Origin of the sequence: Pseudarthrobacter sp. NPDC058196 (assembly GCF_042882685.1) — a bacterium.
Classification (GTDB): Bacteria; Actinomycetota; Actinomycetes; order Actinomycetales; family Micrococcaceae; genus Arthrobacter.
Genome location: NZ_JBHVVN010000015.1, coordinates 68,732 through 94,765 on the forward strand (window position 1 = coordinate 68,732; position 26,034 = coordinate 94,765).

General features: G+C 67.1%; 22 protein-coding genes. 5 read left to right on the top strand and 17 right to left on the bottom strand.

All coding sequences use genetic code 11. From position 1 onward, the window contains the following. Positions 1-11: 11 nt before the first annotated feature. The 5 genes from ACFVVC_RS19505 to ACFVVC_RS19525 all read right to left on the bottom strand — a co-directional run bounded on the left by ACFVVC_RS19505 (position 12) and on the right by ACFVVC_RS19525 (position 4,980). Positions 12-521 carry a DUF3817 domain-containing protein gene (locus ACFVVC_RS19505; RefSeq protein ID WP_387457083.1) on the bottom strand — a complete coding sequence of 170 codons (510 nt, stop codon included), beginning with the start codon at positions 519-521 and terminating at the stop codon, positions 12-14. Continuing rightward, positions 518-1,396, bottom strand: a complete 879-nt coding sequence (locus ACFVVC_RS19510; RefSeq protein WP_387457086.1) for an SURF1 family protein — start codon at positions 1,394-1,396, stop codon at positions 518-520. Before ACFVVC_RS19510 ends, ACFVVC_RS19505 begins: the two co-directional genes overlap by 4 nt. Positions 1,397-1,473: 77 nt before the next feature. Continuing rightward, positions 1,474-1,962: a PTS sugar transporter subunit IIA gene (locus ACFVVC_RS19515; protein WP_018760364.1), complete on the bottom strand. Its 489-nt coding sequence runs from the start codon at positions 1,960-1,962 to the stop codon at positions 1,474-1,476. Positions 1,963-2,002: 40 nt separating this feature from the next. After that, the gene (locus ACFVVC_RS19520) at positions 2,003-3,742 is read right to left on the bottom strand and encodes a glycerol-3-phosphate dehydrogenase/oxidase (protein WP_387457089.1); all 1,740 of its coding nucleotides are present in this window, start codon (positions 3,740-3,742) and stop codon (positions 2,003-2,005) included. A gap of 101 nt (positions 3,743-3,843) precedes the next feature. Next, positions 3,844-4,980, bottom strand: a complete 1,137-nt coding sequence (locus tag ACFVVC_RS19525) for a GuaB3 family IMP dehydrogenase-related protein (protein ID WP_387457092.1) — start codon at positions 4,978-4,980, stop codon at positions 3,844-3,846. A gap of 162 nt (positions 4,981-5,142) precedes the next feature. Here ACFVVC_RS19525 and ACFVVC_RS19530 point away from each other — a divergent pair, with 162 nt between their 5' ends. Beyond that, entirely contained in the window at positions 5,143-5,748 is a 606-nt protein-coding gene (locus tag ACFVVC_RS19530; protein WP_387457163.1) for a hypothetical protein, read from the top strand. Here the strand turns inward: ACFVVC_RS19530 and ACFVVC_RS19535 are convergent. From ACFVVC_RS19535 to ACFVVC_RS19550, 4 genes are all read right to left on the bottom strand, one after another. Continuing rightward, the gene (locus ACFVVC_RS19535; RefSeq protein ID WP_387457095.1) at positions 5,745-7,604 is read right to left on the bottom strand and encodes an ABC transporter ATP-binding protein; all 1,860 of its coding nucleotides are present in this window, start codon (positions 7,602-7,604) and stop codon (positions 5,745-5,747) included. The two genes, ACFVVC_RS19530 and ACFVVC_RS19535, sit on opposite strands and share 4 nt — an antisense overlap. Positions 7,605-7,677: 73 nt before the next feature. Beyond that, a complete protein-coding gene (locus tag ACFVVC_RS19540) occupies positions 7,678-9,246 on the bottom strand; it encodes a DUF222 domain-containing protein (protein WP_387457098.1) in 1,569 nt (522 codons plus the stop codon). Between the two features lie 106 nt (positions 9,247-9,352). Continuing rightward, entirely contained in the window at positions 9,353-10,864 is a 1,512-nt protein-coding gene (gene guaB, locus ACFVVC_RS19545; RefSeq protein ID WP_387457101.1) for an IMP dehydrogenase, read from the bottom strand. 202 nt (positions 10,865-11,066) lie between these two features. After that, positions 11,067-13,145: an acyltransferase family protein gene (locus ACFVVC_RS19550; RefSeq protein WP_387457104.1), complete on the bottom strand. Its 2,079-nt coding sequence runs from the start codon at positions 13,143-13,145 to the stop codon at positions 11,067-11,069. A gap of 163 nt (positions 13,146-13,308) precedes the next feature. Between ACFVVC_RS19550 and ACFVVC_RS19555 the strand changes: the two genes are divergently transcribed. Further along, positions 13,309-14,232, top strand: a complete 924-nt coding sequence (locus tag ACFVVC_RS19555; protein WP_387457107.1) for a DUF389 domain-containing protein — start codon at positions 13,309-13,311, stop codon at positions 14,230-14,232. Between the two features lie 37 nt (positions 14,233-14,269). Here the strand turns inward: ACFVVC_RS19555 and ACFVVC_RS19560 are convergent, their stop codons facing one another. Further along, a complete protein-coding gene (locus tag ACFVVC_RS19560) occupies positions 14,270-15,793 on the bottom strand; it encodes an ATP-dependent DNA ligase (RefSeq protein WP_387457110.1) in 1,524 nt (507 codons plus the stop codon). A 67-nt stretch (positions 15,794-15,860) separates the two neighbouring features. On the opposite strand from ACFVVC_RS19560, the gene ACFVVC_RS19565 reads away from it, so the two are divergent. Continuing rightward, positions 15,861-16,463, top strand: a complete 603-nt coding sequence (locus tag ACFVVC_RS19565) for a dihydrofolate reductase family protein (RefSeq protein WP_387457113.1) — start codon at positions 15,861-15,863, stop codon at positions 16,461-16,463. A 75-nt stretch (positions 16,464-16,538) separates the two neighbouring features. Here the strand turns inward: ACFVVC_RS19565 and groL are convergent, their stop codons facing one another. The 3 genes from groL to ACFVVC_RS19580 form a co-directional block, all read right to left on the bottom strand. After that, the gene (groL, locus tag ACFVVC_RS19570; protein WP_018760377.1) at positions 16,539-18,149 is read right to left on the bottom strand and encodes a chaperonin GroEL; all 1,611 of its coding nucleotides are present in this window, start codon (positions 18,147-18,149) and stop codon (positions 16,539-16,541) included. A gap of 80 nt (positions 18,150-18,229) precedes the next feature. After that, complete coding sequence (gene groES / locus ACFVVC_RS19575) at positions 18,230-18,523, bottom strand: co-chaperone GroES (protein WP_003805290.1); 294 nt, start codon at positions 18,521-18,523, stop codon at positions 18,230-18,232. 245 nt (positions 18,524-18,768) lie between these two features. Continuing rightward, positions 18,769-19,149 (bottom strand): hypothetical protein, encoded by a 381-nt coding sequence (locus ACFVVC_RS19580; RefSeq protein ID WP_387457116.1) that lies wholly within the window; start codon positions 19,147-19,149, stop codon positions 18,769-18,771. 53 nt (positions 19,150-19,202) lie between these two features. Here ACFVVC_RS19580 and ACFVVC_RS19585 point away from each other — a divergent pair, with 53 nt between their 5' ends. Beyond that, a complete protein-coding gene (locus tag ACFVVC_RS19585) occupies positions 19,203-20,447 on the top strand; it encodes an SAM-dependent methyltransferase (RefSeq protein ID WP_387457119.1) in 1,245 nt (414 codons plus the stop codon). A gap of 27 nt (positions 20,448-20,474) precedes the next feature. On the opposite strand, the gene ACFVVC_RS19590 is transcribed toward ACFVVC_RS19585, so the two are convergent. Both ACFVVC_RS19590 and ACFVVC_RS19595 read right to left on the bottom strand, forming a co-directional pair. Continuing rightward, a complete protein-coding gene (locus ACFVVC_RS19590) occupies positions 20,475-21,305 on the bottom strand; it encodes a shikimate 5-dehydrogenase (RefSeq protein WP_387457121.1) in 831 nt (276 codons plus the stop codon). A gap of 41 nt (positions 21,306-21,346) precedes the next feature. Further along, positions 21,347-22,798 carry a glycoside hydrolase family 3 N-terminal domain-containing protein gene (locus ACFVVC_RS19595; RefSeq protein WP_387457166.1) on the bottom strand — a complete coding sequence of 484 codons (1,452 nt, stop codon included), beginning with the start codon at positions 22,796-22,798 and terminating at the stop codon, positions 21,347-21,349. 368 nt (positions 22,799-23,166) lie between these two features. Between ACFVVC_RS19595 and ACFVVC_RS19600 the strand changes: the two genes are divergently transcribed. Beyond that, positions 23,167-24,318: a glutamate--cysteine ligase gene (locus ACFVVC_RS19600; protein ID WP_387457124.1), complete on the top strand. Its 1,152-nt coding sequence runs from the start codon at positions 23,167-23,169 to the stop codon at positions 24,316-24,318. Between the two features lie 117 nt (positions 24,319-24,435). On the opposite strand, the gene tsaD is transcribed toward ACFVVC_RS19600, so the two are convergent. Beyond that, positions 24,436-25,527 (bottom strand): tRNA (adenosine(37)-N6)-threonylcarbamoyltransferase complex transferase subunit TsaD, encoded by a 1,092-nt coding sequence (tsaD, locus tag ACFVVC_RS19605; RefSeq protein WP_387457127.1) that lies wholly within the window; start codon positions 25,525-25,527, stop codon positions 24,436-24,438. Continuing rightward, positions 25,524-26,030 carry a ribosomal protein S18-alanine N-acetyltransferase gene (gene rimI / locus ACFVVC_RS19610; RefSeq protein ID WP_387457169.1) on the bottom strand — a complete coding sequence of 169 codons (507 nt, stop codon included), beginning with the start codon at positions 26,028-26,030 and terminating at the stop codon, positions 25,524-25,526. The genes tsaD and rimI overlap by 4 nt, the downstream gene beginning before the upstream one ends. Positions 26,031-26,034 lie beyond the last annotated feature (4 nt).

Genomic DNA, 26,034 nt, shown 5'->3' on the forward strand with positions numbered 1-26,034 from the left:
GGCGGAAACGCTCAGTAGCGCTGGGGTGCCTGCGGGTTGGCGGCGAGCTCGGCCTCCACCTCGGCGTGGAACTTCTTCTCCACGATGAAGGACAGGAACGGCACAACGCCACCGAGGGCCAGCAGGACCAGCTTCAGGAACGGCCAGCGCATGAGGGACCAGAGCCGGAAGTTGGAGACCAGGTACACCACGTACATCCAGCCGTGGACGATCAGCACCGTGACGGAGACGTTCACACCGTTCAGGACGGCCGGCGGTTCGGCGTCGGCGAATCCAAACCCGAAGGGCTGGCCGGTGAGTGCGCTGGTGCCGCCGGCGAACAGGTACTGCCCGAAGCCGTACCGGGCCACCAGTTCCGCACACAGCAGGAGCAGCATGGTGCCGGTCAGGTAGGCCATGACTTTGTAGAACTTCAGGGCCGACCGGATCTGCGCTTCCGTGCCGCCGAAGCGGCGCTTCTTGCCGGACGCTTTGGTGCCGGGCGCCTGCGACGAGGGGGTGGCCGGTTTCGGATCAATCATGGCTGTACCTTCTGCTGGTGCTGATCAGGTTGCTGCTGTTCGTTCTGCTGCTGTTGGTTCTGGTGCTGTTCAGGGGCATCGGCCGCTTCGGCTTCATCGAACGCTTCTTCGAGGTCGCGGTGGTAATCGTCCTTGACCAGCCGCCACCAGATGAAGAGGGCGAAGCCGGCAAAAACCACCCATTCGATGGAGTAGAAGAGGTTCAGCCAGTTGATCTGCTGCGACGGCGGCTGCGGGCCGATGTTCAGCGGAAGCAGGCTGCCAGGCACGGCCGTGGCGCTGGCATCCTTGCCGCCCACCACCTCCGCCGTGGCCGAGACGAACCCCGGGTAGCTGCTGACACCCCAATAGTTGATGAGTTCGGCTACGGACACTGCCGAGGCCTCCCCCGCTTTGGGGGCCTTCCCGGGGACCGGTGCTTCAGAGGGAATCAGGCGTCCGGTCAGTTCCACCAGGCCCGACGGCGGAGCTGCCGCGTCGGCCGGGTCCGCCACCCAGCCGCGCGCCACCGGAATCCAGGTTTGCGGGGACGCAGCCGCGCCCGTCAGGGTGGGGGCGGCGTTGACGGCGAAAGCGGAAACCACCCAATACCCGGTTTTTCCATCATGGAGCCTCCCGGGGACCAGCACCTGCTTGTCGGGACTGTACGTCCCCTGGGCGGTGACCATCTGGTCTGAGACGCTGCCGTGGAAGAACTCCCCGGGCTGGAGGGTGCTGGTGAGCGGCTGGACCTGTTCGGTGGCGGGGTTGACCGGCGCTTCAGGCTGGGTGGAACGGCCGAACTGCCACTGGCTGAGCAGCACGAAGACCCCGGAAAGTGCGATCGCGAAGATGAAGCCTGCGATCCATCGGGGTTTAAGGGCTGTTTTCCACACGTCTTAACCGTACTTCGTACTTCTGTAGAACAACTAAACGCCTGATGCGCCTGTTGCTGCGCAGGGACAGACCCTGCTTAGTGGTCGAAGAACACCAGGCTGGAATTAATGAGCTCGGCGATGACTTCCGCGTCGTAGGCCCGCCGCAGGGATTCCCGGAAGGACTCCTTGGACAGCGACCGGGCCAACGTGGCCAGCACCTCCAGGTGGTCCGAGAAGGAGCTGGCGGGCGTGGCGATCAGCAGGATGACGGTGGCCGGGCCGTCCGTGGCGCCGAAGTCCAAGGCATGGCCATACTTGGTGATTCCCACGGCGATCGACGTGCGGGACACGAACTCGCTGCGGGCGTGTGGCAGGCCGACCCCGCCGGGGAGGCCGGTCGCCAGCTGGTGCTCGCGGGCGTTGACGTTCTTGAGGAATCCATCCAGGTCGGAAATCCGCCCGGCGGCGTGGAGCCTTTCCGCCAGCTGGTTGGTGGCGTCGGTCTTATCCGTTGCCTCCAGCTCCAGGATCACCATCTCGGGGGTGGTGAGTTCGGCGTCATACGGGTCAAGTGGTTCCGCCAAGGCGTATCCCTTCAGTCAGCAGTGCGGGGCGAGCGGCCCCTCAGCGCAAGGGCACGATGTCTTCCACGCCCAGGCGGGCCGCGTCCGCGGATTCGTCGTCCGGTTGTTGCTGGCTGAGGCGCTCGGCCTCCACCCTGGCAATGTAGTGGCGGACTTCGTTTTCGCGCTGCGCGTCACTCCAGCCAAGAACGTCACCCATCAGTTTAGCGACAACGGGGGCAGCAGACACGCCCCGGTCCCACGCCTCGATCGAAATCCGCGTACGGCGGGTCAGGACGTCCTGCACGTGGCGGGCACCCTCATGGGTGGCGGCGTAAACGGCTTCGGCCTGCAGGTAGTCATCGGCCCCAGGAATGGGTTCGGCCAGCTCCTTGTCCTGCCCGATGATGGCCAGGACCTCGGGCGTCATTGACCCGTACCGGTTGAGGAGGTGCTCAATCCGGGCCACGTGGACGCCCGATTCCTCGGCCGTGCGGTTCCTCCGGTTCCAGGCGGCCCGGAAGCCGCTGGCACCGAGGAGCGGGATGGTTTCGGTGCAGCTGGGCGGCACCCGTTCGTCCATGGTGCGGGTGGCTTCGTCGACGGCGTCCTTGGCCATGACCCGGTACGTGGTCCACTTTCCGCCGGCCACCACTACGAGGCCGGGGACCGGGTGGGCCACCACGTGCTCGCGGGACAGTTTGGCCGTGGAGTCGTTTTCACCGGCAAGCAGCGGCCGCAGTCCGGCATAGACCCCTTCGACGTCCTCCCTGGTCAATGGCCGCTTCAGGACCTTGTTGACGTGTTCGAGGATGTAGTCGATGTCCTTGCTGGACGCGGCAGGGTGGGCTTTGTCCAGGTGCCAGTCGGTATCGGTGGTTCCGATGATCCAGTGCCGCCCCCAAGGGATCACGAACAGGACAGACTTCTCCGTGCGAAGGATCAGCCCCACGGTTGACTGGAACCGGTCCCGGGGAACCACCAGGTGGATGCCCTTGGAGGCCCGGACCTTGAGCTGGCCCCGGTCGGTGACCATGGCCTGGGTTTCATCCGTCCACACACCGGTGGCGTTGATGACCTGCCTCGCGCGGACCTTGAACTCTGTGCCGTCCTCGCGGTTGGACACTTTGGCTCCCACCACCCGCTCCCCTTCGCGCAGGAAGTCCACCACGGCCATCTGGTTGACGGCGTGGGCTCCGTAGTAGGCGGCGGTACGGATGAGGTTGGCCACGTACTTCGCGTCGTCCACCTGGCCGTCGTAGTAGCGGATGGAGCCCACAAAGGCGTCATCCTTCAGGCTCGGGGCGGCACGTAGGGTTCCACGCCTGCTCAGGTGTTTGTGGAATGGCACGCCGCGGCTGTGCCCGCTGGAGACCGACATGATGTCGTACAGTGCAATGCCGGCGCCGACGTAAGGCCGTTCGATGAACGGCTTGGTCAGCGGATAGAGGAATGGCACCGGCCGGGCCAGGTGCGGGGCGATTTCCGAGAGCAGCAGGCCACGTTCCTGGAGGGCCTCCTTGACCAGGGCGAAGTCGAGCATTTCCAGATAGCGCAGGCCGCCGTGGATGAGTTTCGAGGACCGCGACGACGTCCCGGCGGCCCAGTCGCTTGCCTCGACGATGCCGACGCTCAGCCCGCGGGTCACGGCATCCAGTGCTGCTCCCGCGCCGACGATGCCGCCGCCCACGATGAGGATGTCCAGCTCCTGGCCGGGTTCCGCGGTGGCGCGCAACCGCTCTATGGATGCTTCCCTGGCTTCCGGGCCGAGAACTCCGCCGTTTGCAGGAACACTCTTCATTGAACGCCTCCAGTGCCGCTAGTGCCGGTAGTAAACCCACACTACTTGCTGGGGGCGCGCTTTGGGCAGGGCGGCGGTGACTCCCGCCCCGCCCAATCGGGTCAGTTCCCTGCGTACGGCGAGACCACGACGTCCACCCGCTGGAATTCCTTCAAGTCCGAATAGCCGGTGGTTGCCATGGAGCGGCGCAGCGCACCAATGAGGTTGGACGTGCCGTTGGTGTGGTGGCCCGGGCCGAAGAGGACTTCCTCAAGCGGGCCCACAGTCCCGACGTTGGCGCGGTCGCCGCGCGGGAGCTCCGTGTGGTGCGCTTCCTGGCCCCAGTGCCATCCCCTGCCCGGAGCTTCCTCCGCCCGGGCCAGCGCGCTGCCCAGCATGACGGCGTCGGCGCCCATCGCGATGGCCTTGACGATGTCACCCGAGGTGCCCATGCCGCCGTCGGCAATCACGTGCACGTAGCGGCCGCCGGACTCGTCCATGTAGTCACGGCGGGCGGCCGCGACGTCGGAAATGGCTGACGCCATGGGCGAGTGGATGCCCAGGGCGCGCCGCGTGGTGGTGGTCGCGCCGCCGCCGAAGCCCACCAGCACACCGGCCGCGCCGGTCCGCATCAGGTGCAGCGCAGGGGTGTATCCGGCTGCCCCGCCCACGATGACGGGGACGTCGAGTTCGTAGATGAATTGCTTCAGGTTCAGCGGTTCGTGGTTCTTGGAGACATGCTCGGCGGACACGGTGGTCCCGCGGATGACGAAAATGTCGACGCCGGCGGCCACCACCGTCTTGTAGTGCTCCTGGGTGCGCTGCGGGGTGAGCGATCCGGCCACGGTGACTCCGGCCTCGCGCATCTCGGCCAGGCGGGACGTAATGAGTTCCGGCTGGATGGGCGCCTGGTACAGCTCCTGCATCCGGCCCGTCACTGCGGGGCTGTTGACCTCGTCCTGCAGGGCAGCGATCTCATCCAGCGCGGACTGCGGGTCCTCGTACCGGGTCCACAGGCCTTCCAGGTCGAGCACGCCCAGGCCGCCCAGGCGGCCGAGTGCGATGGCGGTCCGCGGGGACATGGCCGAGTCCATCGGGGCGGCGATCACAGGCATGCTGAACTGGTATGCGTCGATCTGCCATGAGACGGAGACGTCCTTGGGGTCGCGGGTGCGACGGTTGGGGACGATTGCAATGTCATCCAGGGAGTAGGCACGACGCCCACGCTTGCCACGGCCGATCTCGATCTCATAAGTCACTGCTCTAGGTTATCCCAGCATTGCCCACGGCCATGGGCAGCGGATCTCTTGGACGGCCCTCGACAAAACCAGTAGTCTGCGTCGAGGCCCGAATTATGTCGAGGCCTCAAGTATCCGGATGGCTGATATCGAGGAGGACGGACATTGACCCATGGCCTTGTGATGGGCAGTCGCTGGATCTTCGACGGGCATATAGCGGGCATTGGCACCGCATCCGGGCTCCGCGCCGTCGTGGGCATCTGGCAGGACTCCCCCTTCGGTTCGTTCGCCGATGTCATGGTGCAACAACCTTCAGGGCAGCGGGTTCTGCTGGCGCCCGGCCCGGACGTGGCAGAGTTCATCGCTGCCACCTACACCTTCGATGAGGTGCGGGTGGTTGACGTTTCCGCCGTCCTGGGTGAACGGGCATTAAGGGTCGACGCCGGCCCCTTGGAAATCCAGGCCGTCACCGGGGCAAGGACCTTCCTGGGCTCAGCGTTGCGGGCCGTACCGCGCAGCCTTGCGGTCCACCCCCGCTGGCTCTCCGCCGTCAATCCGCTTGCCGCCTTGGCGGCCCCGGGGGCCCGCACCTACGGCACGGCGGGCAGCGGCAGGGCAGAGTATTACGGGGTGAGCGACCTGCACCACGTCACTTCCGCCGTCGTCAGCTGGGAAGGGGCCGACGCCGGGACGCTGGCTCCCATCCGGCCCGCCGTGACGTTCGGGTTCAGCAGCGTTCCGCCCCGGCCCAGCGTGGCGCGCGTCCGCACCACCGTTGTGCAGGCCTAGGTTCCGGTCGGTTCCTCGACAGTCAGCTGGGATTCGAACATCCTGAAGTACCTGCCGCGAAGGGCCACCAATTCTTTGTGCGTGCCCTGCTCAACGATCCTGCCGTCTTCGAGCATGTAGACGACGTCGGCCTTCTCGATGGTGGCCAGCCTGTGGCTGATGGCAATGATGGTGCTGCCGCGGTCGGCGAAAAGGCGGGTGAAGATCCTGTGCTCGGCAAGGGCGTCGATGGCGGACGTCGGTTCGTCCATCACCATGAACGAGGCGTCCCGGTAGAAGTTCCTGGCCATGGCCAGCCGCTGCCATTGGCCGCCGGAGAGGCCGCTGCCCTTACGCCCGCGCGGATCCTCCATCCAGTTGCTGACGTGGTTGTCCAGGCCGTTGGGCAGCTTGTTGATGAACTCCAAAGCTTCGGCGTCTGCTGCCGCCCGCCGGATGCGGCCGTCGTCGCGCCGGCTGTCGACGTCGCCGAAATAGATGTTCTCCGCGGCGGTGGCGAACTCGTACTTCAAGAACTCCTGGCTGAGGACTGCCAGGTGCCTGTGCCAGGAGGTGACGTCGACGGCGGCGAGGTCCACGCCGTCGAGCAGTACCTGTCCGGAGTCCGGGCTGTAGAGGCCGGCGAGGATGCGGATCAGCGTGGACTTTCCGGCGCCGTTCTCCCCCACTATGGCGATGTGCTGGCCCCGCCTGATGGTGAGGCTGATGCCCCGAATCACTTCGACATCGCTGCCCGTGTACGTAAAGCGGATGTCCTTCAGTTCCACTTCCTGCGGAGCCTCCAACAGGGGCGGTGCATTTTCCGCGTGAACGGGCATCCCCATGAAGGTCTCGTAGTCGGTCAGATTGGCCAGGTCTTCGTCAATGGAACTTAAGGAGGACACCAGGTTGTTGGCGGTGGACAATGCGCGGCTGACGATCTGCTGGACGTAGAGGAACTGGCCCACGGGCTGGGCCCTGGCGATGACCTGGCCCACCACCCAGATCAGCGAGACCACCTCGGCGCCGTATTGCAGGGCATCCGCGGCCAGTTGCCTGGGGATGTAGCGCCGCTGGTAATCGAGCCGGCGCCGTTCGTCCGCGTCGCGGAGGCGGGAGCGCAGGTCCATGAGGAATCCGACAATCCCGTAGAGCCGCATCTCCGCGATGTGCTGCGGGCGGAGCAGGTTGGTTTCGATCATGCGGCGCTGGCGGCGTGAATCCACCTGCGTGTTCCAGTGCGCGATCTGCTCCCGGGAGAGTTTGAACTGCAGGTACACGCTGGGCACGATAGCCACCAGCACGATGACGGCTATCCACCAGCTCACCAGCAGCAGGGCACCAATGGCCAGGATGACCGAGACCAACTGCGTGAAGATCGCGGCGATCCGGTCCAGGACGCGGGCATACGAATCCGAGAACCGCTTGGCACGGTCGTAGAGGTCCACCGTCTCCTTGTCGTCGTAGCGCCAGAATTCCAGCGCAAGGAAGCGCTCGTACATTTGGTCGCCCACGATGGCGCCCACCTTGAAGCTCATCAACTGCTGGATGTAGCGGTCGACGCTGTTGAAGGCGCCCCAAAAGAGGCCCAGCGCCGCGGTGACGACGACGTAGATGATCGCAAGGCGCCCAGCTCCAGCGTCACCCGCATAAGCAGCCGCCAACGCCGTGGTGGTCAGTGAGGCAAAGTAAGTCGTGACCAGGGGAAGGACGGCCGAAATCAGCGAGCCGAGCACCTTCATGATCACCGCGCCCGGGGACGCCCGGAAACTGACCCTGAGGACTTGGGCCACGGCGCGCGCGTATGGCCTTATGGCAAGTCGTTTTTGCGGATCGCGTTTTGGGGTGAGTTCCGCCGGATGGCGCGGTTGGGACATGGAATCAGCCTAGTGCTGGCCCAGGTCTAAACGGGCAGGACAGGACGATCCGCTGACGGACGGCAGACATGGCCTAGACCGACAGCACGAACGGTTTTGCGAAGAATTCGGCCCGGACGGGATCCTCCGGCGGGAGGTCGTCGAGGTCTATGAGGTTGGCGTCGTCCGGTTCCCACTGTGGGAGGTCTTCAATATCTGCCTGTTCAGCAAGGAACCGGACGGGCAGTGCACTAGTACTGGCCGGCAGAGTTCCTGGTGGCCAGTGGGTTGGTTGGGGGTCTGCTTGTTCGGGTTTGTAGTGTCGGCCGGTGGGTGAGGTCCAGCCGGGTGGTTCATTCGGGGTCGCCGGGTCGGGGACCCAGGTGCTGTGGTGTTTGAGGCGGTGATGCCTTGGGCAGACCTGGGCCAAGTTTCGGACGTCTGTTCTGCCGCCGTGGTGCCAGGGGTTGAGGTGGTCGGTGTCGTTGTCCGCGGTGTTGTTGGTGCAGCCGGGGAAGGTGCATTTGCGGTCCCGCAGCCGGATCCATTTCTTGATGGTCTCCGGGAGCCGGTAGCGGGTGCGGCCGATCTCCAGGGGCGCCCCGTCCCGCGGGTCGACCAGGACCCGGTAGAACGATTCCGCCCCGCCGGCGACGAGTCCCCGTGCCATGGACGCCGGGATCGGCCCGAATCCGTCCAGCACGGCCGGCTCATCGGTGAGGCCAAGCAGCGAGAACACCGGCACCGTGACCAGGACATCCGCCCTGGGAACGGGAACCTTGCCAATATCACCGGTGCTCCTGGCAGCTTCACCCGCGGCGGTCGTGTTTCCGGCACCAAGGAGCAGGGACGCGGCGACGTCGGCGCGCAGCTGGGTCACGGTCCGGGGCTCCGCAGGGCTTTGGAGGCCGCGGGCGGTAGCGGTGCTCCGGTTCCAGATGGCGCACGCGGTATCCCCGGGAAGGTAGAGCGAAACCCAGGCCATGCCGTCCCGGTCCGGAGCGTAATCCATCCGCCGGTCCGCCACCCCCTTCACATGCCGTTTCTCCAAGGACTCAGGGTGGTGGCGTTCCCGCCAAGCTCGGACCTTCGCCCGGAACCGGGACGGGACAAGGTCACCGGGCGCAGCACCCCGGGCCGGGTTGGGCGCGTCAGGGTCGAAGAAATGCGCCACCAACCCAGCCGCCACGGCGGGGGTCAACCCGTCGGTCTCATCCGCCACAATCCGGGCGTGCTGCCACGACACCGCACCCGCAGCCAAGGCCTCAAACACAGGTGGCAGGGAACAGGCCCGCCGGGACTGCTCCACCAACGCCCCGGCGGCTCCAGAGCTGATGGTGAGGACCCCGGCGATTTCTTCAACGGCAGAGATTTCCGCATAAGTGCGTTCATGCACCGGGGCCGCCAGCGGAAGCAGAGCGTGCTGGACTTCAACAGCCTCCGCCACATCACGCGCTTTCACCGCCGCGAGCTGCGCCTCCAACCGGGCCACAAGCTCCAGCCGCTCCAAACACAAGCCATACCGCCGCCGCCACACATCAACATCAGCGCCAGCGCCGGTACCTGAAGCGAGGGAAGCGTCCTCGAGAACCAGCCCGCTGAGGGCAGCAACAGAGGCAGAAACACCCTCCATCACCGTCGCCAGATCCGTGCCGATTCCCATGGATACATCATCCAGCGAGGGTCTGACATTCAAAGACGAAGAGGCCTGCGGCGGAAAACAAAAGGAGGCAGGGTCGAAACCCTGCCTCCTTTGTTGACTCCCGTGCTTACCGCGAGCCGTAGTTCGGTGCTTCCACCGTCATCTGGATATCGTGCGGGTGCGATTCCTTCAGCCCGGCGGAGGTGATGCGGACGAACTTGCCGCGGACCTTCAGCTCGGGGATGGTCGGTGCGCCGGTGTAGAACATGGTCTGGCGCAAGCCGCCCACCAACTGGTAGGCCACCGAGGACAGCGGGCCGCGGTACGCCACGCGGCCTTCGATGCCTTCCGGGATCAGCTTGTCGTCGCCGGACACGTCGGCCTGGAAGTAGCGGTCCTTGGAGTAGGACGTGTTCTTGCCGCGCGACTGCATGGCACCCAGCGATCCCATGCCGCGGTAGGACTTGAACTGCTTGCCGTTGACGAAGATGAGGTCGCCCGGGGACTCGTCGCAGCCGGCGAGCAGGGAGCCGAGCATGACGGTGTCGGCACCGGCCACCAGGGCCTTGCCGATGTCGCCGGAGTACTGCAGGCCGCCGTCGGCGATCAGCGGGACACCGGCCGGGATGGCAGCTTTGGCGGATTCGTAGATGGCGGTGATCTGCGGAACACCCACACCGGCCACCACGCGGGTGGTGCAGATCGAGCCGGGCCCAACGCCCACCTTGATGCCGTCGGCGCCGGCGTCGATCAATGCCTGGGCGCCCTCGCGGGTGGCGGCCTGGCCGCCGATGATGTCCACGTGCGCGGCAACAGGATCGGACTTCAGCCTGCGGATCATGTCCAGGACACCCTGGGAGTGGCCGTTGGCGGTGTCCACGAACAGGGCGTCCACCCCGGCGTCCACCAGGGTCATGGCGCGCTCCCAGCCGTCGCCGAAGAAGCCGATGGCTGCACCCACGCGGAGGCGGCCTTCATCGTCCTTGGTGGCCAGAGGGTACTGTTCGGCCTTGGTGAAGTCCTTGGTGGTGATCAGGCCCTTGAGCCGGCCCTGCTCGTCCACGAGCGGGAGCTTTTCGATCTTGTTGGTGGCCAGCTTGTGGGAGGCTTCGTCGCGGCTGATGCCCACGTGGCCCGTGACCAAGGGCATCTTGGTCATGACGTCGCTCACCAGCCGCAGCGGGAAGTCGGACTCCGGCACGAAGCGGGTGTCTCGGTTGGTGACGATGCCCAGCAGGCGGTTGTCCTCGTCCACCACGGGAAGGCCCGACACGCGGTAGTGGGCGCAGAGGTCATCCAACTCCCGCAGCGTGGCCTCGGGGCGGATGGTCAGCGGGTTGGTGATCATTCCCGACTCACTCCGCTTGACCCGGTCAACCTGGTCCGCCTGGTCGGCGATGGAGAGGTTGCGGTGCACCACGCCCAAGCCACCCTGGCGGGCCATGGCGATAGCCATGCGGGACTCGGTGACGGTGTCCATGGCGGCCGACAGCAGCGGGGTCTGCACGCTGATCCGCTTGGAGATCCGCGACGAGGTATCGGCCTCGGAGGGGATGACGTCGGTGTGGCCCGGCAGGAGCAGGACGTCGTCGTAGGTCAGGCCAATGAAGCCAAAGGGGTTGTGTTCGGGCTCGGTCATGAGTGCGCCTCTTACCTTGGTTGCTGGGTCACGGGTAGGGGTTGCAGCCGATGACCAGCCCGTGATTACGGAACTGGCCTGTGCAGACGTTCCTGCGGGACCACCGTGGGAGACGGCGTTCCGGGGGCAGAAAGTGTTGACTAAATATTAGAACCTCCGGCCCGATCCCCCTATTCCAGGCCCGCAATGTGAGCAACCGCACTCAGCTCCAACCCGTTGCGGCCAGCAGGCGTTGCTCGAACATGGGGATCATGGTTTCAACGTATGTCCGGGTCAAGTGGTTGTCGTCCTTGTAGACGTAGACATTCCCGACTACGGCAGGGCAGACGCCCCGGGCGCAGATGAAGTCGCTCATGTCCATCAGGTGCAGGCCCGGCACCTTGCCCCGGTAGTTCTCCAGCGGTGACGGCTCCACGAGGGACTCGGCCAGTGACGGGTTGCAGGCCGGCGCGTCAGCGCCGTTGCGTTGCGCACACTGGGGCATGTTGAACGTGAACCTGGGGTTGTCCCGGATGCCCACAATCTCAATTCCCGCCTCGGCAAAGGGAGCGACTCCTGCAAGGTAGCCGGGCACCTCCGTTTCGAACGGAGCGTCCTCATGGGTCAGCGACGCCACCGTGAAGACAGCATCCGGAAGGTGTTCCAGGACATAGGCGGAGCTGGCCCTGTTGTATGCGTTGCATTCCGCGTTGCGGGTTTCCGATTCCGCGCCGAACCGGCATGCCGGCATGAGCAATGTCACCAGTTCCCAACCGCGTGCTGCCGCCACCGGAGCCAGCGCGGCAAGGTACTGCTGGGCGTGCGAATCCCCCAGCACCACGATGCGTTTGCTGGCCGGTTCCTCCGGCAGCTCCTGCCGGCAGCCCTCCAGGATGGGGTCGCCGGTGGCGTTTGAACCTGTGCAGGGCGAGTCGATTCCGGCCCAGTCGTTGTCCAGGGCGGTTGGCCCGGGAATGGTCCTTCCCCGGGGCGCCGGCACGTTTTCGTTCTCCGGGGTGAGCGCCAACGCACCCGGCGTCAGCTCCCGGGGCTGTGCCGCCGTCGCGCTTTCCTCCGCGGTGAGCGATGTTTGCCAGACGGCGACGGGACCGGCCAGCAGGGCACCGCAGGCAACCATGACGACGACGGTGCGCCACGCCCGGAGCTTGGGCCAGTGCCAGTCGCGCAACGGTTTTTCAACGAAGCGGGTGGTAAGGATGGCCAGCACGACGGCGGCGGCAACGATCCCGAGGCCCTGCTTGAGGTTCGGCGCCTCCACCCCCGTGGCCGCCAGCGCCAGCACCAGCACCGGCCAGTGCCAGAGGTACAGGGCGTAGGAGTTGTCGCCCAAGGCGACGGCCGGGCGGCTGCTCAGGAGCCTGTCCACGCCGAAGCGGCTGCCGGACTGCCCGGCAACGATGATGGCGGCGGCGGCCAGCGTGGGCCAGAGGGCCACATAGCCCGGAAAGGACCTGTCGACCGTGAGGAGCAATCCGCACGAGACCATGCCTGCGAGCCCTGCCCAGCCCAGGACCACCCTCAGCGCACGGCCGGGCCGAAGGTAAGGCAACGCGAGCGCCAGCAGCGACCCGAGGGCAAACTCCCAGAGCCTGGCGCCGGTATCGAAGTACGCGTAGGCCTGGTTGGTGGCGGTCTGGTCGATCGAGTAGGCCAGCGACGCAGCGAACACCACGCCAAAAACCACGGCCAGCAGTCCCCGGTAGGCCGTCCGGTGCAGCAGGGGAATCCGGCGGACGGTGGGCAGGAGTGCTGCGGTTGCGGCGAAGATCAGCGGCCACAGGATGAAGACCTGCCATTGGATGGACAAGGACCAGAAGTGCTGCAGCGGGCTGGCTCCGGCGTGGTCCTGAGCGTAGTAGTCCACCGCGGCGTCAGCCAACAGCCAGTTCTGGCTGTACAACAGCGAGGCCCAGGCCTGGTCCAGGACCTGCGGCCAGCGGCCCTGGGGCAGAACCAGCCACGTGCCGGCCAGCACCCCGAGGATCACCACGACGGCGGCCGGCAGCAGGCGCTTGAAGAGGTGCAGCCAGTGGGCCATCAGCCGGAAGGGCCGGCCGGACTCTGCTTTGCGGACGAAGGAGAGCGTGAGCAGGAAGGCCGAGATCAGCAGGAAGATGTCCACGCCGCCGGACACGCGTCCCAGCCATACGTGGTAGGCCACGACCATGAGGACAGCGAGGGCCCTGAGCCCCTGCACCTCTGGCCGGAAGGTCGGTTTGCGGTTGCGGCCGGAGGCGGTTCCCGCCGTTTCCGGCGCCGTCGGGGTTCCCGTCGTCGACACTCCAAACCCCTCACGCCACCGGCCAGCCAAAACATTCAGCCTACGCACCGGGGTTTGGAAGGGCCAATCCGGGGTCCGGCGCAAACTAAGCTGGGCCGAGGCGTGGAAGGGAGCCGGCGTGATCGTCCAATTGCGGATTTGCGTGCCCGGAGAATTGTCCGAGGTGACCGTGAAGACTTGCCGGGACCAGGTGGGAACGGCGGGGGTGGCGTTGGTCCGCGGCGCCTCCGTGGTGCCGGCGGGCGACGTCATCGAGGTCCAGATCGCCAGGGAATCCGTGGAGGAACTCCTGGAGAAGCTCAAGGTCCTGAAAATCCGCGACGTGGGATCCGTTGCCATGACGACGCCGGAATTCGTGCTCTCCAGCGGTGCTGACCGGGCGGAGCACGCCGCACCCGGGGACGGCGCGGACGCGGTGATCTGGGACGACGTGACACGGCAAACGGGCGAGGATTCCAGGTTGACCTGGAACTTCCTGGCCTTCCTGGTACTGGCGACCCAGCTCGCCGGAATCGGCATCGTGACCGATTCGCCCATCGCAATTGTGGGCGCCATGGCGGTGGGTCCTGAGTTCGGGCCGCTGGCCGCCCTCGCCGTTTCGCTGGCAACCCGGCAGTGGAAGCTTGGCCGCCGGGCTGCCACTGCCCTGGGTGTCGGGTTCCCCGTGGCCATGCTGCTCGCGGCATTGACCGCATGGCTGTCGATCCCGCTGGGCCTCTTTCCGCGCGATGCCCTGGATACGGGTTCGGCCGTCGAATTCATCTACCACCCAGGCCCATATTCACTGATCGTTGCCGTGTTGGCGGGTATCGCGGGCATGCTGTCGATCATCGGACGGCGGTCGGCGGCACTGATCGGGGTGTTCATCTCAGTGACCACGGTCCCGGCGGCAGGGTACGTTGCCGTTGCTTTGGTGCTGGGTGAATACCCGAAGGCGGCCGGCTCGGCCCTGCAGCTGTTGCTGAACCTCGTCGGCATTGTGGTGGCCGCCGTCGCCGTCCTGCTCTTCTACCGGGTGGTGGCCAAGCAGCGGCCCGCGGCAGCGGCGCGCAGCGTGCGGGGCCAACGGAGTGGGACCCGCAACTGACCGGACGGTAACCGCACAGTCCACGAGGTACTGTCCGCTAGGGACGCAGCAAGGCGCGCAGGGTCCGGATGGTGTCTGCTTCGGCCGGGGATTTATCGTCCCGGTAGCGCTTCACCCTGGCAAACCTCAGGGCGATCCCGCCGGGATAGCGCGGTGACTGCTGGACGCCGTCGATTGCAATTTCGACGACGGTGACCGGCTCAACCCACACGGTGCCGGCGGTGCTGCGCACCTCGAGTTCCTGGAATTTCTCAGTCTGCCAGCGCAGCAGCTCATCGGTGAGCCCTTTGAAGGTCTTGCCCACCATCACGCAGCCGCCTGGTTCACCGAAGTCCCCGTCCGGGTCCAGTGCGCCGAGGTGCAGGTTCGAGAGGAGCCCGGTCCGGCGCCCCGACCCCCATTCGCAGGCAAGGACCACCAGGTCGTAGGTGAGCACCGGCTTCACTTTCACCCAGTTGGATCCCCGCCGTCCGGCGGCGTAGGCGGACCCGATGGCCTTCACCACCACGCCCTCGTGACCGGCAGCCAACGCGTCGCGGGAAACCCGTTCCGCCACCTCCGGGTCCGCCGTAATTTCGCCCGGGATCCGGTGGTCCGGGGCTATCCGTTCCAACGCGTCGATGCGCACCGACAACGGTTCGTCCAGCAGGTCCCGCCCGTCGATATGCAGCACGTCGAAGAACCAGGGGTGCAGCACCGTTTCCCGGACAGCATCCGCGCCAAACCGGGCCATTGTTTCCTGGAACGGCCGCGGCCCGCCGTCTTCGTCGAGGGCCAGGGTCTCGCCGTCGAGGATCACATCCTGCACCGGCAGCCCGCGCACCAGGTCAACCACCTCCGGGAGGCGGTGCGTGACATCGGCGAGGTTGCGGGTGTAGATGCTGACCTCGGCGCCGGACCGGTGGACCTGGATCCGTGCGCCGTCGAGCTTGTACTCCACCGAGGCTTCCCCCGTGGTTTCCAGGGCTTCGCCGGGACTGGAGGCGGTGGCGGCAAGCATTGGCTGCACGGGGCGGCCGACGACGAGGCCCACCGCCTCCAGCTCGGTTGCGGTCCCCGTCATGGCGAGCAGGGCGGTCCCACCGAGATCCCCCGAGAGCATCGCGGCGCGCCGTACGGCAGCGACGGGCCTCTCCGCCGCGCGGGCCACGGCATCGGTCAGGACGCCGTCGAGGGCGCCGGTGCGCAGCTCACCGAGCAGGACGCCGGAGATGAAACCCTGCTCCCCCGCCGTCGCAGCCCGCATCAGGTTTCCCAGCGTCGCGGCGCGGCCGGCCGCCGAACCTGCCCCCGCGGTGGCGAGCAGCGTGTCCAGGGCCGCGTCGAGGTCGGCCACGGTGAGGCTTGCTTCGAGGGCCGGTTCGGCCTTCGAAGCCGCCACGCTGCGCCATCCCACTCCGACGCGGCCCTGCCGGGGCTTCGCCGCCAGCAAACCCACCGCCGTCGGAATCTCCGCCGGGTCAAGCCTGCGCAGCAGGTCCGCCAGCGCATCGACCTTCGCAAGCCGGGAGCGGGTGGACGCCACGGCGTCCGACGTTTTGACGAGCTCAAGGAGCAGCATGGCACCATCCTGCCACGCACCCGCCCAAGCTCTGGACAGCGCCCAAGGCCCCTCCCACACTGGACGCATGGGATTCATCGTGGCAAACCTGTTCATCACACTCGACGGCGTCTACCAGGCTCCGGGCGGCCGTGAGGAAGACACCTACGGCGAGTTCGCCTTCGGCGGCTGGCAGGCACCGGTATCCGACGACGAGGCCGGCGCCGCCATCGCCGCAGAGATCGGCCGAATGGATGCCCTGCTCCTCGGCCGGCGGACCTACGACATCTTTTCGGCCTACTGGCCGCACCAGGCAGGGGACATTGCCGCTGCACTCAACCGGGTACCCAAGTTCGTGGTCTCGCGCACGCTGTCCGCTCCAGACTGGGCCGGCACCACCGTCCTGCCGGACGAGGGGGCTGCGGGACGCCTCCGGGACGAGTACGGGGAGGTGCACATGTTCGGCAGCGGGGTCCTGATCCGCTCGCTGCTGGCTGCGGACGTACTGGACCGGCTCCACCTGTGGCTGTACCCGGTCACGCTGGGCCAGGGCAAACGCCTGTTCGACGCCGGCACCATCCCTGCGTCCTACCGCCTCGCCGAGCCGGCACGCAGCTTCCCGAAAGGCGCGGTTTCGCTGGTGTACGAACGCGCGGGCGGGGTTGAGACGTCCGAGATGGCCGCGACCTGACCCGCGGCCCCGGGTGCACAAAAAACCGGCCCAGCAGATGCTGGACCGGTTTTCAGCAGGTGAAGACGGGCGGGATCAGTGGCTGTGGCCTGCGTGCTCGTCCTCTTCGGCCGGCTTCTCCACTACCAGGGTCTCGGTGGTGAGAACCAGGGCGGCGATGGAGGCCGCGTTGCGGAGGGCAGCACGGGTGACCTTGACGGGGTCGATGACACCGGCAGCGATCAGGTCCTCGTACTCGCCGGACTTGGCGTTGAAACCGTTGTTGGTTTCGAGGTCTGCCACCTTGGAGGTGATGACGTAGCCGTCGAAGCCGGCGTTCTGGGCGATCCAGCGCAGCGGCTGGACCAGGGCGCGGCGGACGATGCCCACGGCAGCGGCAGCGTCGCCTTCGAGTGCCTTGACGGACGGGTCCTCATCCAGTGCCTTCAGGGCGTGGATCAGGGCCGAGCCGCCACCGGCCACGATGCCTTCTTCGAGGGCTGCGCGGGTGGAGGATACGGCGTCCTCGATGCGGTGCTTCTTTTCCTTCAGCTCAACCTCGGTGGCAGCACCCACCTTGATGACGCCGATGCCGCCGGCCAGCTTGGCCAGGCGCTCCTGGAGCTTTTCACGGTCCCAGTCGGAGTCGGTGCGGGTCAGCTCGGCGCGCAACTGGGCGACGCGGGCCGCAACGTCTTCGGCCGAGCCGGCGCCGTCGACGATGGTGGTGTTGTCCTTGGTGACGGTGATGCGGCGGGCGGTGCCGAGCACCTCCAGGCCGACGGTGTCCAGGCTCAGGCCCAGTTCCGGGGAGACAACCTGTGCGCCGGTGAGGGTGGCGATGTCCTGGAGCATGGCTTTGCGGCGGTCACCGAAGCCCGGTGCCTTGACGGCAACGACGTTCAGGGTGCCGCGGATGCGGTTGACGATCAGCGTGGACAGTGCCTCGCCGTCGACGTCCTCGGCGATGATGAACAGCGGCTTGGAGCTCTGCAGCGCCTTTTCCAGCAGCGGGAGGAATTCCTGGATGGAGGAGATCTTGCCCTGGTTGATCAGGATCAGGGCGTCCTCGAGGACAGCTTCCTGGCGTTCTGCGTCGGTGACGAAGTACGGGGACAGGTAGCCCTTGTCGAACTGCATGCCCTCGGTGAGGACCAGTTCGGTCTGGGTGGTGGAGGACTCTTCGATGGTGATGACGCCATCCTTGCCCACCTTGCCGAAGGCCTCGGCGAGGAGTTCGCCGATTTCGTCGCTCTGCGCCGAGATGGCGGCAACGTTGGCAACCTGGGTGCCCTCGACGGGGCGCGCGTTTTCCAGCAGGCGGGCGGCGACGGCTTCAACCGAAACCTCGATGCCGCGCTTGATCTGGCCGGGGGCAGCGCCGGCGGCAACGTTGCGCAGGCCTTCCTTGACCAGGGCCTGTGCCAGGACGGTGGCGGTGGTGGTGCCGTCGCCGGCAACGTCGTTGGTCTTGGTGGCGACTTCCTTGGCCAGCTGGGCGCCAAGGTTCTCGTAGGGGTCGTCCAGTTCGACTTCGCGGGCGATGGTGACGCCGTCGTTCGTAATGGTGGGGGCGCCCCACTTCTTGTCCAGGACGACGTTGCGGCCGCGGGGGCCGAGCGTCACCTTGACGGTGTTGGCGAGCTTATCAATGCCGGCCTCGAGGGCCCGGCGGGCAGCGTCGTCAAACGCAAGCTGCTTTGCCATGGTTTTGTCCTTTCAAAGACAGAAACCCCGCACTGCCGGCCAGCGTAAGCGTGGCCGGCGGCACGGGGATCCGAAAAATGTTACTTAACGACGATCGCCAGGACGTCGCGGGCGGACAGCACGAGGTACTCGGTGCCACCGGTCTTGACTTCGGTTCCGCCGTACTTGGAGTAGATGACGACGTCGCCAACGGCTACGTCGACGGGAACGCGGTTGCCATCTTCGAAGCGGCCGGGGCCAACTGCAACAACTTCGCCTTCCTGCGGCTTCTCCTGTGCGGAGTCCGGGATGACCAGGCCGGAAGCCGTGGTCTGCTCGGCTTCGAGCGGGCGGACAACAATACGATCCTCAAGAGGCTTAATAGAGACCGACACTCGGACCTCTCCTTTTCGTCAGCAAATTCGTGGACTGGAAAGCTTTCCGCCGTGGCTGGCAAACCGTCGTCGCGGTGCCGGCAGCAGCCTGGCTGGCAGCTCTTCATGTGTTAGCACCCTCCGGGGGAGAGTGCTAATTGAAACTCTATGTAAGGGTTAGCACTCGGTCAAGGCGAGTGCCAGTTTTTCGTCATCGGCGTATTCGGTGTCGCACCGTTTCGGGCCCGCACCGGACGCAGGAAGCCTCAGCGGCCCAGATCGTCGAAGTCCACGTCCTCGCCGCCGTCGGCATCGCTGCCACCCTGCTTCCGGCCCCGGAACAGCACCCAGCCCGCAGCGGCCGCGGCGAGCAGCGCGGCAACGAGGAAGAAGATGCTTCCTGCCCGCGCGCCGTCGTACAGGCCACGGATATCGCGGGCTTCCTGCGTGTTGTCAGAGATGTCGTTGCCGCCCACCGAGTAGACGGTGGCGTTGAACGTGTCCAGGACAAAGATGATCACCAGGAGCGCGATGCACACCACTGCCACCACTGCGGCGGCGATCAGGACCGGGCGGGCAAACCGGGCAGGACCCCGCTCCTTGGGTTCGTGGTCGCCGGCGTCCCCGGGGGCTGCGGTTTCATCCATGGTGTCCACACTATCGGCAACCCGGCATGAGCTCCTCCACTAGGCTGGAACCCATGGCTCACGCTCCCCAGGACCAGATTGCACCGCTGCTGACCCCCGAAGGGTGGGAGCTGCTGGCCTCCCTGGGCCCCTACCGGGACGAGGATTCCTTCGAGCTCAACTCCGCGCTCCGGAAAGCCGGCCATCCTGCCGGACTGGTCTCCGCGGTCCTGACCCAGTCGCGGCTGCGCACCAAGGCCGAGGCGAAGTTCGGGGAGTTCGCCCGCCAGATGCTGTTCACCCAGGCAGGGCTGGAGCAGGCCACCCGCCTGAACGTCGCGGCGCACCATGCGCAGCGCTTCGCCGCCGCCGGGATCAGCCACGTGGCGGACCTCGGCTGCGGCCTCGGCGCCGATTCCCTGGCCCTGGCATCCCTTGACCTCAACGTCACAGCCGTCGAAATGGACGAGACCACCGCCGCGTGCGCCACGGTGAACCTGATCCCCTTCCCCAATGCCACCGTGGTGCACGCGGACGCGGCAACGGTTCCACTGGACGGGGTCGACGGCGTGTGGCTGGATCCTGCCCGGCGGGTCACCTCCACGTCCGGCACCAAACGGATCTGGGACCCTGAGGCGTTCTCACCGCCGTTGTCCTTCGTTGAATCGCTCGCGGCGTCGGGGAAGGCGGTGGGCGTGAAGATGGGGCCCGGCATGCCGCACGAATCCGTGCCGGCCGGCTGCGAAGCGCAGTGGGTGTCGGTCGCCGGAGACGTCACCGAGGTCACCCTGTGGTTCAACGCCGTCAGCCGGCCCGGGGTGCGCCGCGCCGCCCTGGTCCTTGGTCCAGAGGGTGCGGCCGAACTGACCAGCGGCAACGATTTCGGTGCAGGTCCCACGGCCCCGGTGGGACCGGCGGAGGGCTACCTGTACGAACCCGACGGCGCCGTGATCCGGGCCGGACTGGTGGCCGATGTCGCGCTGGAACTCGGCGGCCACCTGGTTGATGAGCACATCGCTTACATCTGCGCCCCGGAACTCCTGGCCACGCCGTTCGCCCGCGCCTACAAAGTACTGGAGGTGATGCCCTACAACGTCAAGGCGCTCAAAGCCTGGGTAAAGCAGGAGGGCATCACCGTGCTGGACATCAAGAAGCGGGGCACGGCGGTCACCCCGGAAGAACTGCGCAAGCAGCTGCTGCCGGGCGGAAAAGCGGCCGGCAAGAAGGGCGCCGGCAAGGCCGCCACCCTGGTCCTGACCCGGATTGGCGAGGACCGGGTGGCCATCGTGGTGGAACCCGTCCAAGCCGGCATGCCCTAGGCGCGCCGCCGGAAGGCCGCCGCGCCGCTACTGGGCGCGCATGAACTCCTCGGCGGCCCGCACCTGCTCCGCAGTGGGCCGCACCCCGGTGTACAGGACAAACTGCTCGAGCGCCTGGATGGTGGCCACCTCGGCACCGGTGATGACCGGCTTGCCGGCCGCACGGGCGGCCCGGATCAGCGGCGTCTCGGCGGGCAAGGCCACCACGTCGAACACCAGGCGGGCCGCTTCGATGGCCTCCGCCGGGAACGACACGGTGTCCGCTTCCGTCCCGCCGGCCATACTCCCTGCCATACCCATGGGCGTGACGTTGATGATGAGGTCGGCCGTGCCGCCGTCGAGCGCTGCCCGCCACTGGAAGCCGTACTGGTCCGCGAGCGCCCGCCCGGAGGCCTCGTTCCGGGACACGACTGTGACGTTGGTGAAGCCGGCGTCCCGCAAGGCCGCCACCGTGGCCTTCGCCATCCCGCCGGATCCCTGCACCACCACGGAGTAGCCGGTGGGGACGCCGTTGCGGGCCAGCAGCTGCTCAATGGCCGTGTAGTCGGTGTTGTACGCCTTGAGGTGGCCATCAGTGTTCACGATCGTGTTCACGGAGTCGATGGCCTTGGCGGAAGGGTCCATCTCGTCCACCAGGGCGATGACGTCTTCCTTGTAGGGCATGGAGATGGCACAGCCCCGGATGCCCAGGCCACGGACACCGGCGATGGCCTGTTCAAGGTTGGTGGGCGCGAACGCCTTGTAGATCCAGTTCAGGTCCAGTTGCCCGTACAGGTGGTTGTGGAACCGGGTCCCGTTGTTGCTGGGACGGGCGGAGAGCGAGATGCAGAGGGTCATGTCTTTATTCAGAATGGGCACCCGACCATTAAACGCGCTCCCCCGCCGCTCCCGCTCGCAGGTCAGGGGCTGCAGCCGGTTCCGGCCGGATAGGGCCCGACGGCGGCAGGCAGCTTTCCGGGCGCTGTCGCCTTCCCTGCCAGGACGGCGGCAAGGGCGTCGAAGGCGGTGTCGCTGCGGCCGTAGAGCGCCAGTTTGATCGGCGCGTTGGATTCCTGCAGTGGCCAGGGCGCGTCCAGGGTTACCGCGATGTCGCCACCTGCCGGTTTGCCGCCGAAACCGATGATGTTGACCACGGGCCCGGAGCCCACTGCCAGGCCGGCACGGGCGGCAGCGGCTTCGAAGCGTTCGCGGTCCCCCGGGCCACCACCCTCGACCCGTACCGATCCCGGCACCAGGGGTCCGTGGCAGGGGCCGGAGAGGACTGTCACGGCGGACGCCGAGACCTTGGCTGACAACGCTGCGCCGCTCCCGGCCGGAGCACCTGCACCAGGTGTCCCTGCGGGGGCCGCTGTCCGTGCGTGCCACATCATCATGGTGGCAACCCGCCGGGCGGCGTCATCGAGCCGCGCGGCGGGGAGGGTTCCGGCGGCCAGTGCCTGGAGGATGGCAGCATGCGCCTGCTCCACGTCCTCGGGCATCAGCAGCAGGTCGGCGCCCGCGGCCAGGGCCTTCACGGCGGCCGCGCCGGCCGGATACTGCTTTTCCACGGCGCCCATGTTGAGGGCGTCCGTCACTGCTACACCCTGGAAGCCAAGGTTCCGCAGCGCCGCGTAGCTTGGCGCGGAGAGCGATGCCGGCACACCGGGTTCCAGCGCGGGCACGGCAATGTGCCCGGTCATGACGATCGGCAAGCCGGCGGCCACGGCGGCCTGGAACGGTTTCCAGTCCCTGCCCCGAAGCTCGTCGACGGTGGCAGGCTGGACGGGGAGGTTGAGGTGGGAATCGGTTGTCACCGAGCCGTGCCCCGGGAAGTGCTTGACGGTGGGGAGGATGCCTGCGTCCAGCATGCCCCGGGAGAATGCCACGCCCTGCGACGCCGCCACGGCCGGATCGGCGGACATGGACCGCGCCCCGATGGTGGGGTCCGTGGGGCCGATGGTCACATCCGTGTCGGGCGCGAAATCGAGGTCGAACCCCAACGGCAGCAGCTCGGCGGCCAGCGCCTTGCCGGCCTGGCGGGTCAGGTCTTCGCTGCCCGCGGCGCCGTAGCTCATGGGCACCGGCCATTCGGTCAGCGGGGCGCCCAGGCGTGCCACTGCGCCGCCTTCCTGGTCCACGCCGATGATCCCGGGCCATGGCCGGCCGTCCGCGGCCACAGCCTGACGCAGCCGCTGGTTCACGGCCCCCATCGCGGCCACGTCCACCTTCCCCTGGGGGCCGCGCGGGACGTTGTCGCCCATGATGATGGACCCGGCCAGGTGCAGGCGCTGGATGAGCGCCGCCTGGGCTTCCACCTGGTTGCCCTTGAAGAACGGGAGCAGGACCTGGCCGGCCTTTCCCTCCGGCGACATGGCCGCCACAGCGGCCGCGGCGGCGTCCTGGTCCCGCTGCTCCGGTCCCCACCCCAGGGGCCGGGAACCTGCGTCAGGCGAGGGTGCAGCGGAAGGCGCTGCCGGCGTCGTACTTTCCGCGGCGGACGCGCTGGGCGCAGGTGCCGGGGACGACGGCGGAACGGCGCTTGGCGAGGCGGTGCAGGAGCCCAGGGCAACGGCTGACAAAGCGAGGATGAGGGGAAAGTATTTGGCGGGACTGTGACGCAGCGGGAACGAGGCCATCAGTACGATGCTACCCCTGGACTAGACTTGGACCATCCGTTCGCCTGCCGGCTGCAGCCTGTGAGCGGCACCAGCCAGCGGCAAACCGGACAGTAAGGAAACGTGTGAAGATCGACTTCGCGTCATCGAGGCAGTCAACCCTCGGTGTTGAGTGGGAGCTCGCTTTGGTGGACGGGAAGACGGGCGAGCTCGCCTCCGTCGCCAACCAGGTGCTCCGCGGCGTGGCCTCCCGGCACCCGGAACTCAACGAAGACGACGAACACCCGCACATCAAGCAGGAACTCCTGCTCAACACCGTGGAACTGGTCACCGGGATCTGCGAGACAGCCGCCGAAGCCAAAGAGGACCTCAGCCGGTCGGTGGCCGCTGTCCGCGAAATCACCGATCCCATGGGCGTGGAGCTGTTCTGCGCGGGCAGCCACCCGTTCAGCCCGCCCCAGCTGCAGCCGGTCACGGACAAGGCGCGCTACGCCAAGCTGATCGACCGGACCCAGTGGTGGGGACGGCAGATGGTCATTTACGGCGTCCACGTCCATGTGGGACTGGACCGCCGGGACAAGGCGCTGCCCATCCTGGACGGACTGGTCAACTACTTCCCGCATTTCCAGGCGCTCTCTGCGTCCAGTCCCTTCTGGGGCGGTGAGGACACAGGCTACGCGTCCCAGCGGGCCTTGATGTTCCAGCAGCTCCCCACCGCGGGCCTGCCGTTCCAGTTCAAATCCTGGGCGGAATACGAGTCCTACGTCCAGGACATGTTCACCACGGGTGTCATCGACACCATTTCAGAGATCCGGTGGGACATCCGGCCGGTGCCGGCCCTGGGCACCATCGAAATGCGGATCTGTGACGGCCTGGCAACGCTGGAGGAAGTGGGTGCCATCGCCGCCCTCACGCAGTGCCTGGTGGATGAGTTCTCCACCACGTTGGACAACGGCGGCACCATCCCCACCATGCCGCCGTGGCATGTCCAGGAAAACAAGTGGCGCGCCGCCCGTTACGGCATGGATGCCATCATCATCCTGGACGCGGCCGGCAAGGAGCAGCTGGTTACCGACCACCTGCTGGAGACGCTGAACCGGCTGGAGCCCGTGGCGGCCAAGCTGCGCTGCGCCGACGAACTCGCCGATGTGGAGAAGATCATCCGGCGCGGGGCCGGGTACCAGCGCCAGCGCCGGGTGGCAGCTGAAAACGGCGGAAACCTGCAGGCCGTGGTGCTGGACCTGGTCAAGCAGATGCGCAACGGCCCCACCGCCTAGCGTGCTGCTGCCGAAGTGGGGCACTTCGGCACGGACACGCCGGCCGCCGTCGCGATGTACGACGACGGGGCCGCCAAAACGCCCCGCGACGGTTCGCTGACGCCGGGCCTTCTGCCGTCAGGCCTGCAGCGACACCGAGGTGACGGGCAGCGACGAATCCGGGGCGAAACCGATTCCGCTGGGTTCCACACCGGCCATCACCAGTTGCGCACCGAGGGCGGCCACCATGGCCCCATTGTCGGTGCAGAGGTCCAGCGGGGGGACGTGCAGCCGGATACCGGCGGAGGCGCAGCGTTGCCCGGTCAGCTCCCGCAGGCGTGAATTGGCCGCCACCCCGCCGCCCAGCAGGACGTCCTTGATTCCGTGCTCGCGGCAGGCCAGGACGGCTTTGGACGAGATCACATCCACCACCGCTTCCTGGAACGCGGCGGCGATGTCAGCCACCGGGATCTCTTCCCCGCGCGCCTCGAACTGCTCCACGCACCGGGCCACCGCCGTCTTGAGCCCGCTGAAGGACCAGTCGTACCGGTGCGGGCCCGGTTCATCCGCTGTGCCCATGTACTTGGGCTGGCTCAATCCGCGGGGGAAGCGGATGGCCTTGGGGTTGCCGTTGCGGGCCACCTTGTCGATGGCAGGCCCCCCGGGGTAGCCCAGGCCCAGGATGCGTGCCACCTTGTCGTACGCTTCGCCGGCGGCGTCGTCGATGGTGGAACCCAGGAGCTCCACATCGCTGGTGATGCTGTTGATCCGCAGGATTTCGGTGTGGCCGCCGGACACCAGCAGGGCGCCCAGGTTGGAGGGCAGTTCCTGCGTCTTCCCGGTTGTCCGGTCATCCAGGAGGCCGACACCAACGTGGGCCACCAGATGGTTGATCGCGTACAGCGGCTTCCCTGTGGCGACGGCGAGCGCCTTCGCGGCGCAGACCCCCACCATGAGCGCGCCGGCGAGTCCCGGGCCTGACGTCACGGCAATGGCGTCCACGTCCGCCAGGCGCGCGCCGGCGTCCGCCAGTGCCTGCTCCAGGGTGGGAACGAAAGCGTCGAGGTGGGCACGGGAGGCGATCTCAGGGATGACGCCACCGAAGCGGACGTGCTCGTCCATCGAGGAGGAGACGGTGTTGGCCAGGAGGGTGGTGCCGCGGACCACGCCCACGCCTGTCTCATCGCAGGAAGATTCGATGCCCAGTACCAGGGGCTGTGCGCGGTTCATTGGCTGCCTGCTTCCGATGCTTCGTCAGGGGCGGTCTCGGCGCCCAGCGGCAGCCGCATGATCAGGGCGTCCACGCCGTCGCGGTAGTAGCGGGGACGGATGTGGATCTGCTCGAAACCGAACCGCAGGTACAGCTGTTGGGCCCGCGGATTGTCCGCCCGGACTTCGAGCAGGATGTCGGCGGCGCCCCGCCGGCGGGCCTCCCCGATGAGCCGGGTGAGCAGGTCGCTGCCGATGCCACGCCCCTCGTACTCCGGGACGACGGCGATGGTCTGCACGTCGGCAATCGGTTCGATGCACATCAGGCCGGCGTAGCCCACGATGCCATCGTTGCCCTCCGCCACCAGGTAGCGGCGTGTTTCCGGCTGGGACAGCTCGTCCAGGAACATCTGCACGGGCCAGGCATCGATCGGGAAGAGCCGGTGTTCGAGGAGTCCGACGGCGGGAACATCGTCCAGGGTCATGTCGCGAACCGTGATTCCCGCCATCCGCGGATCCGGCATGGTG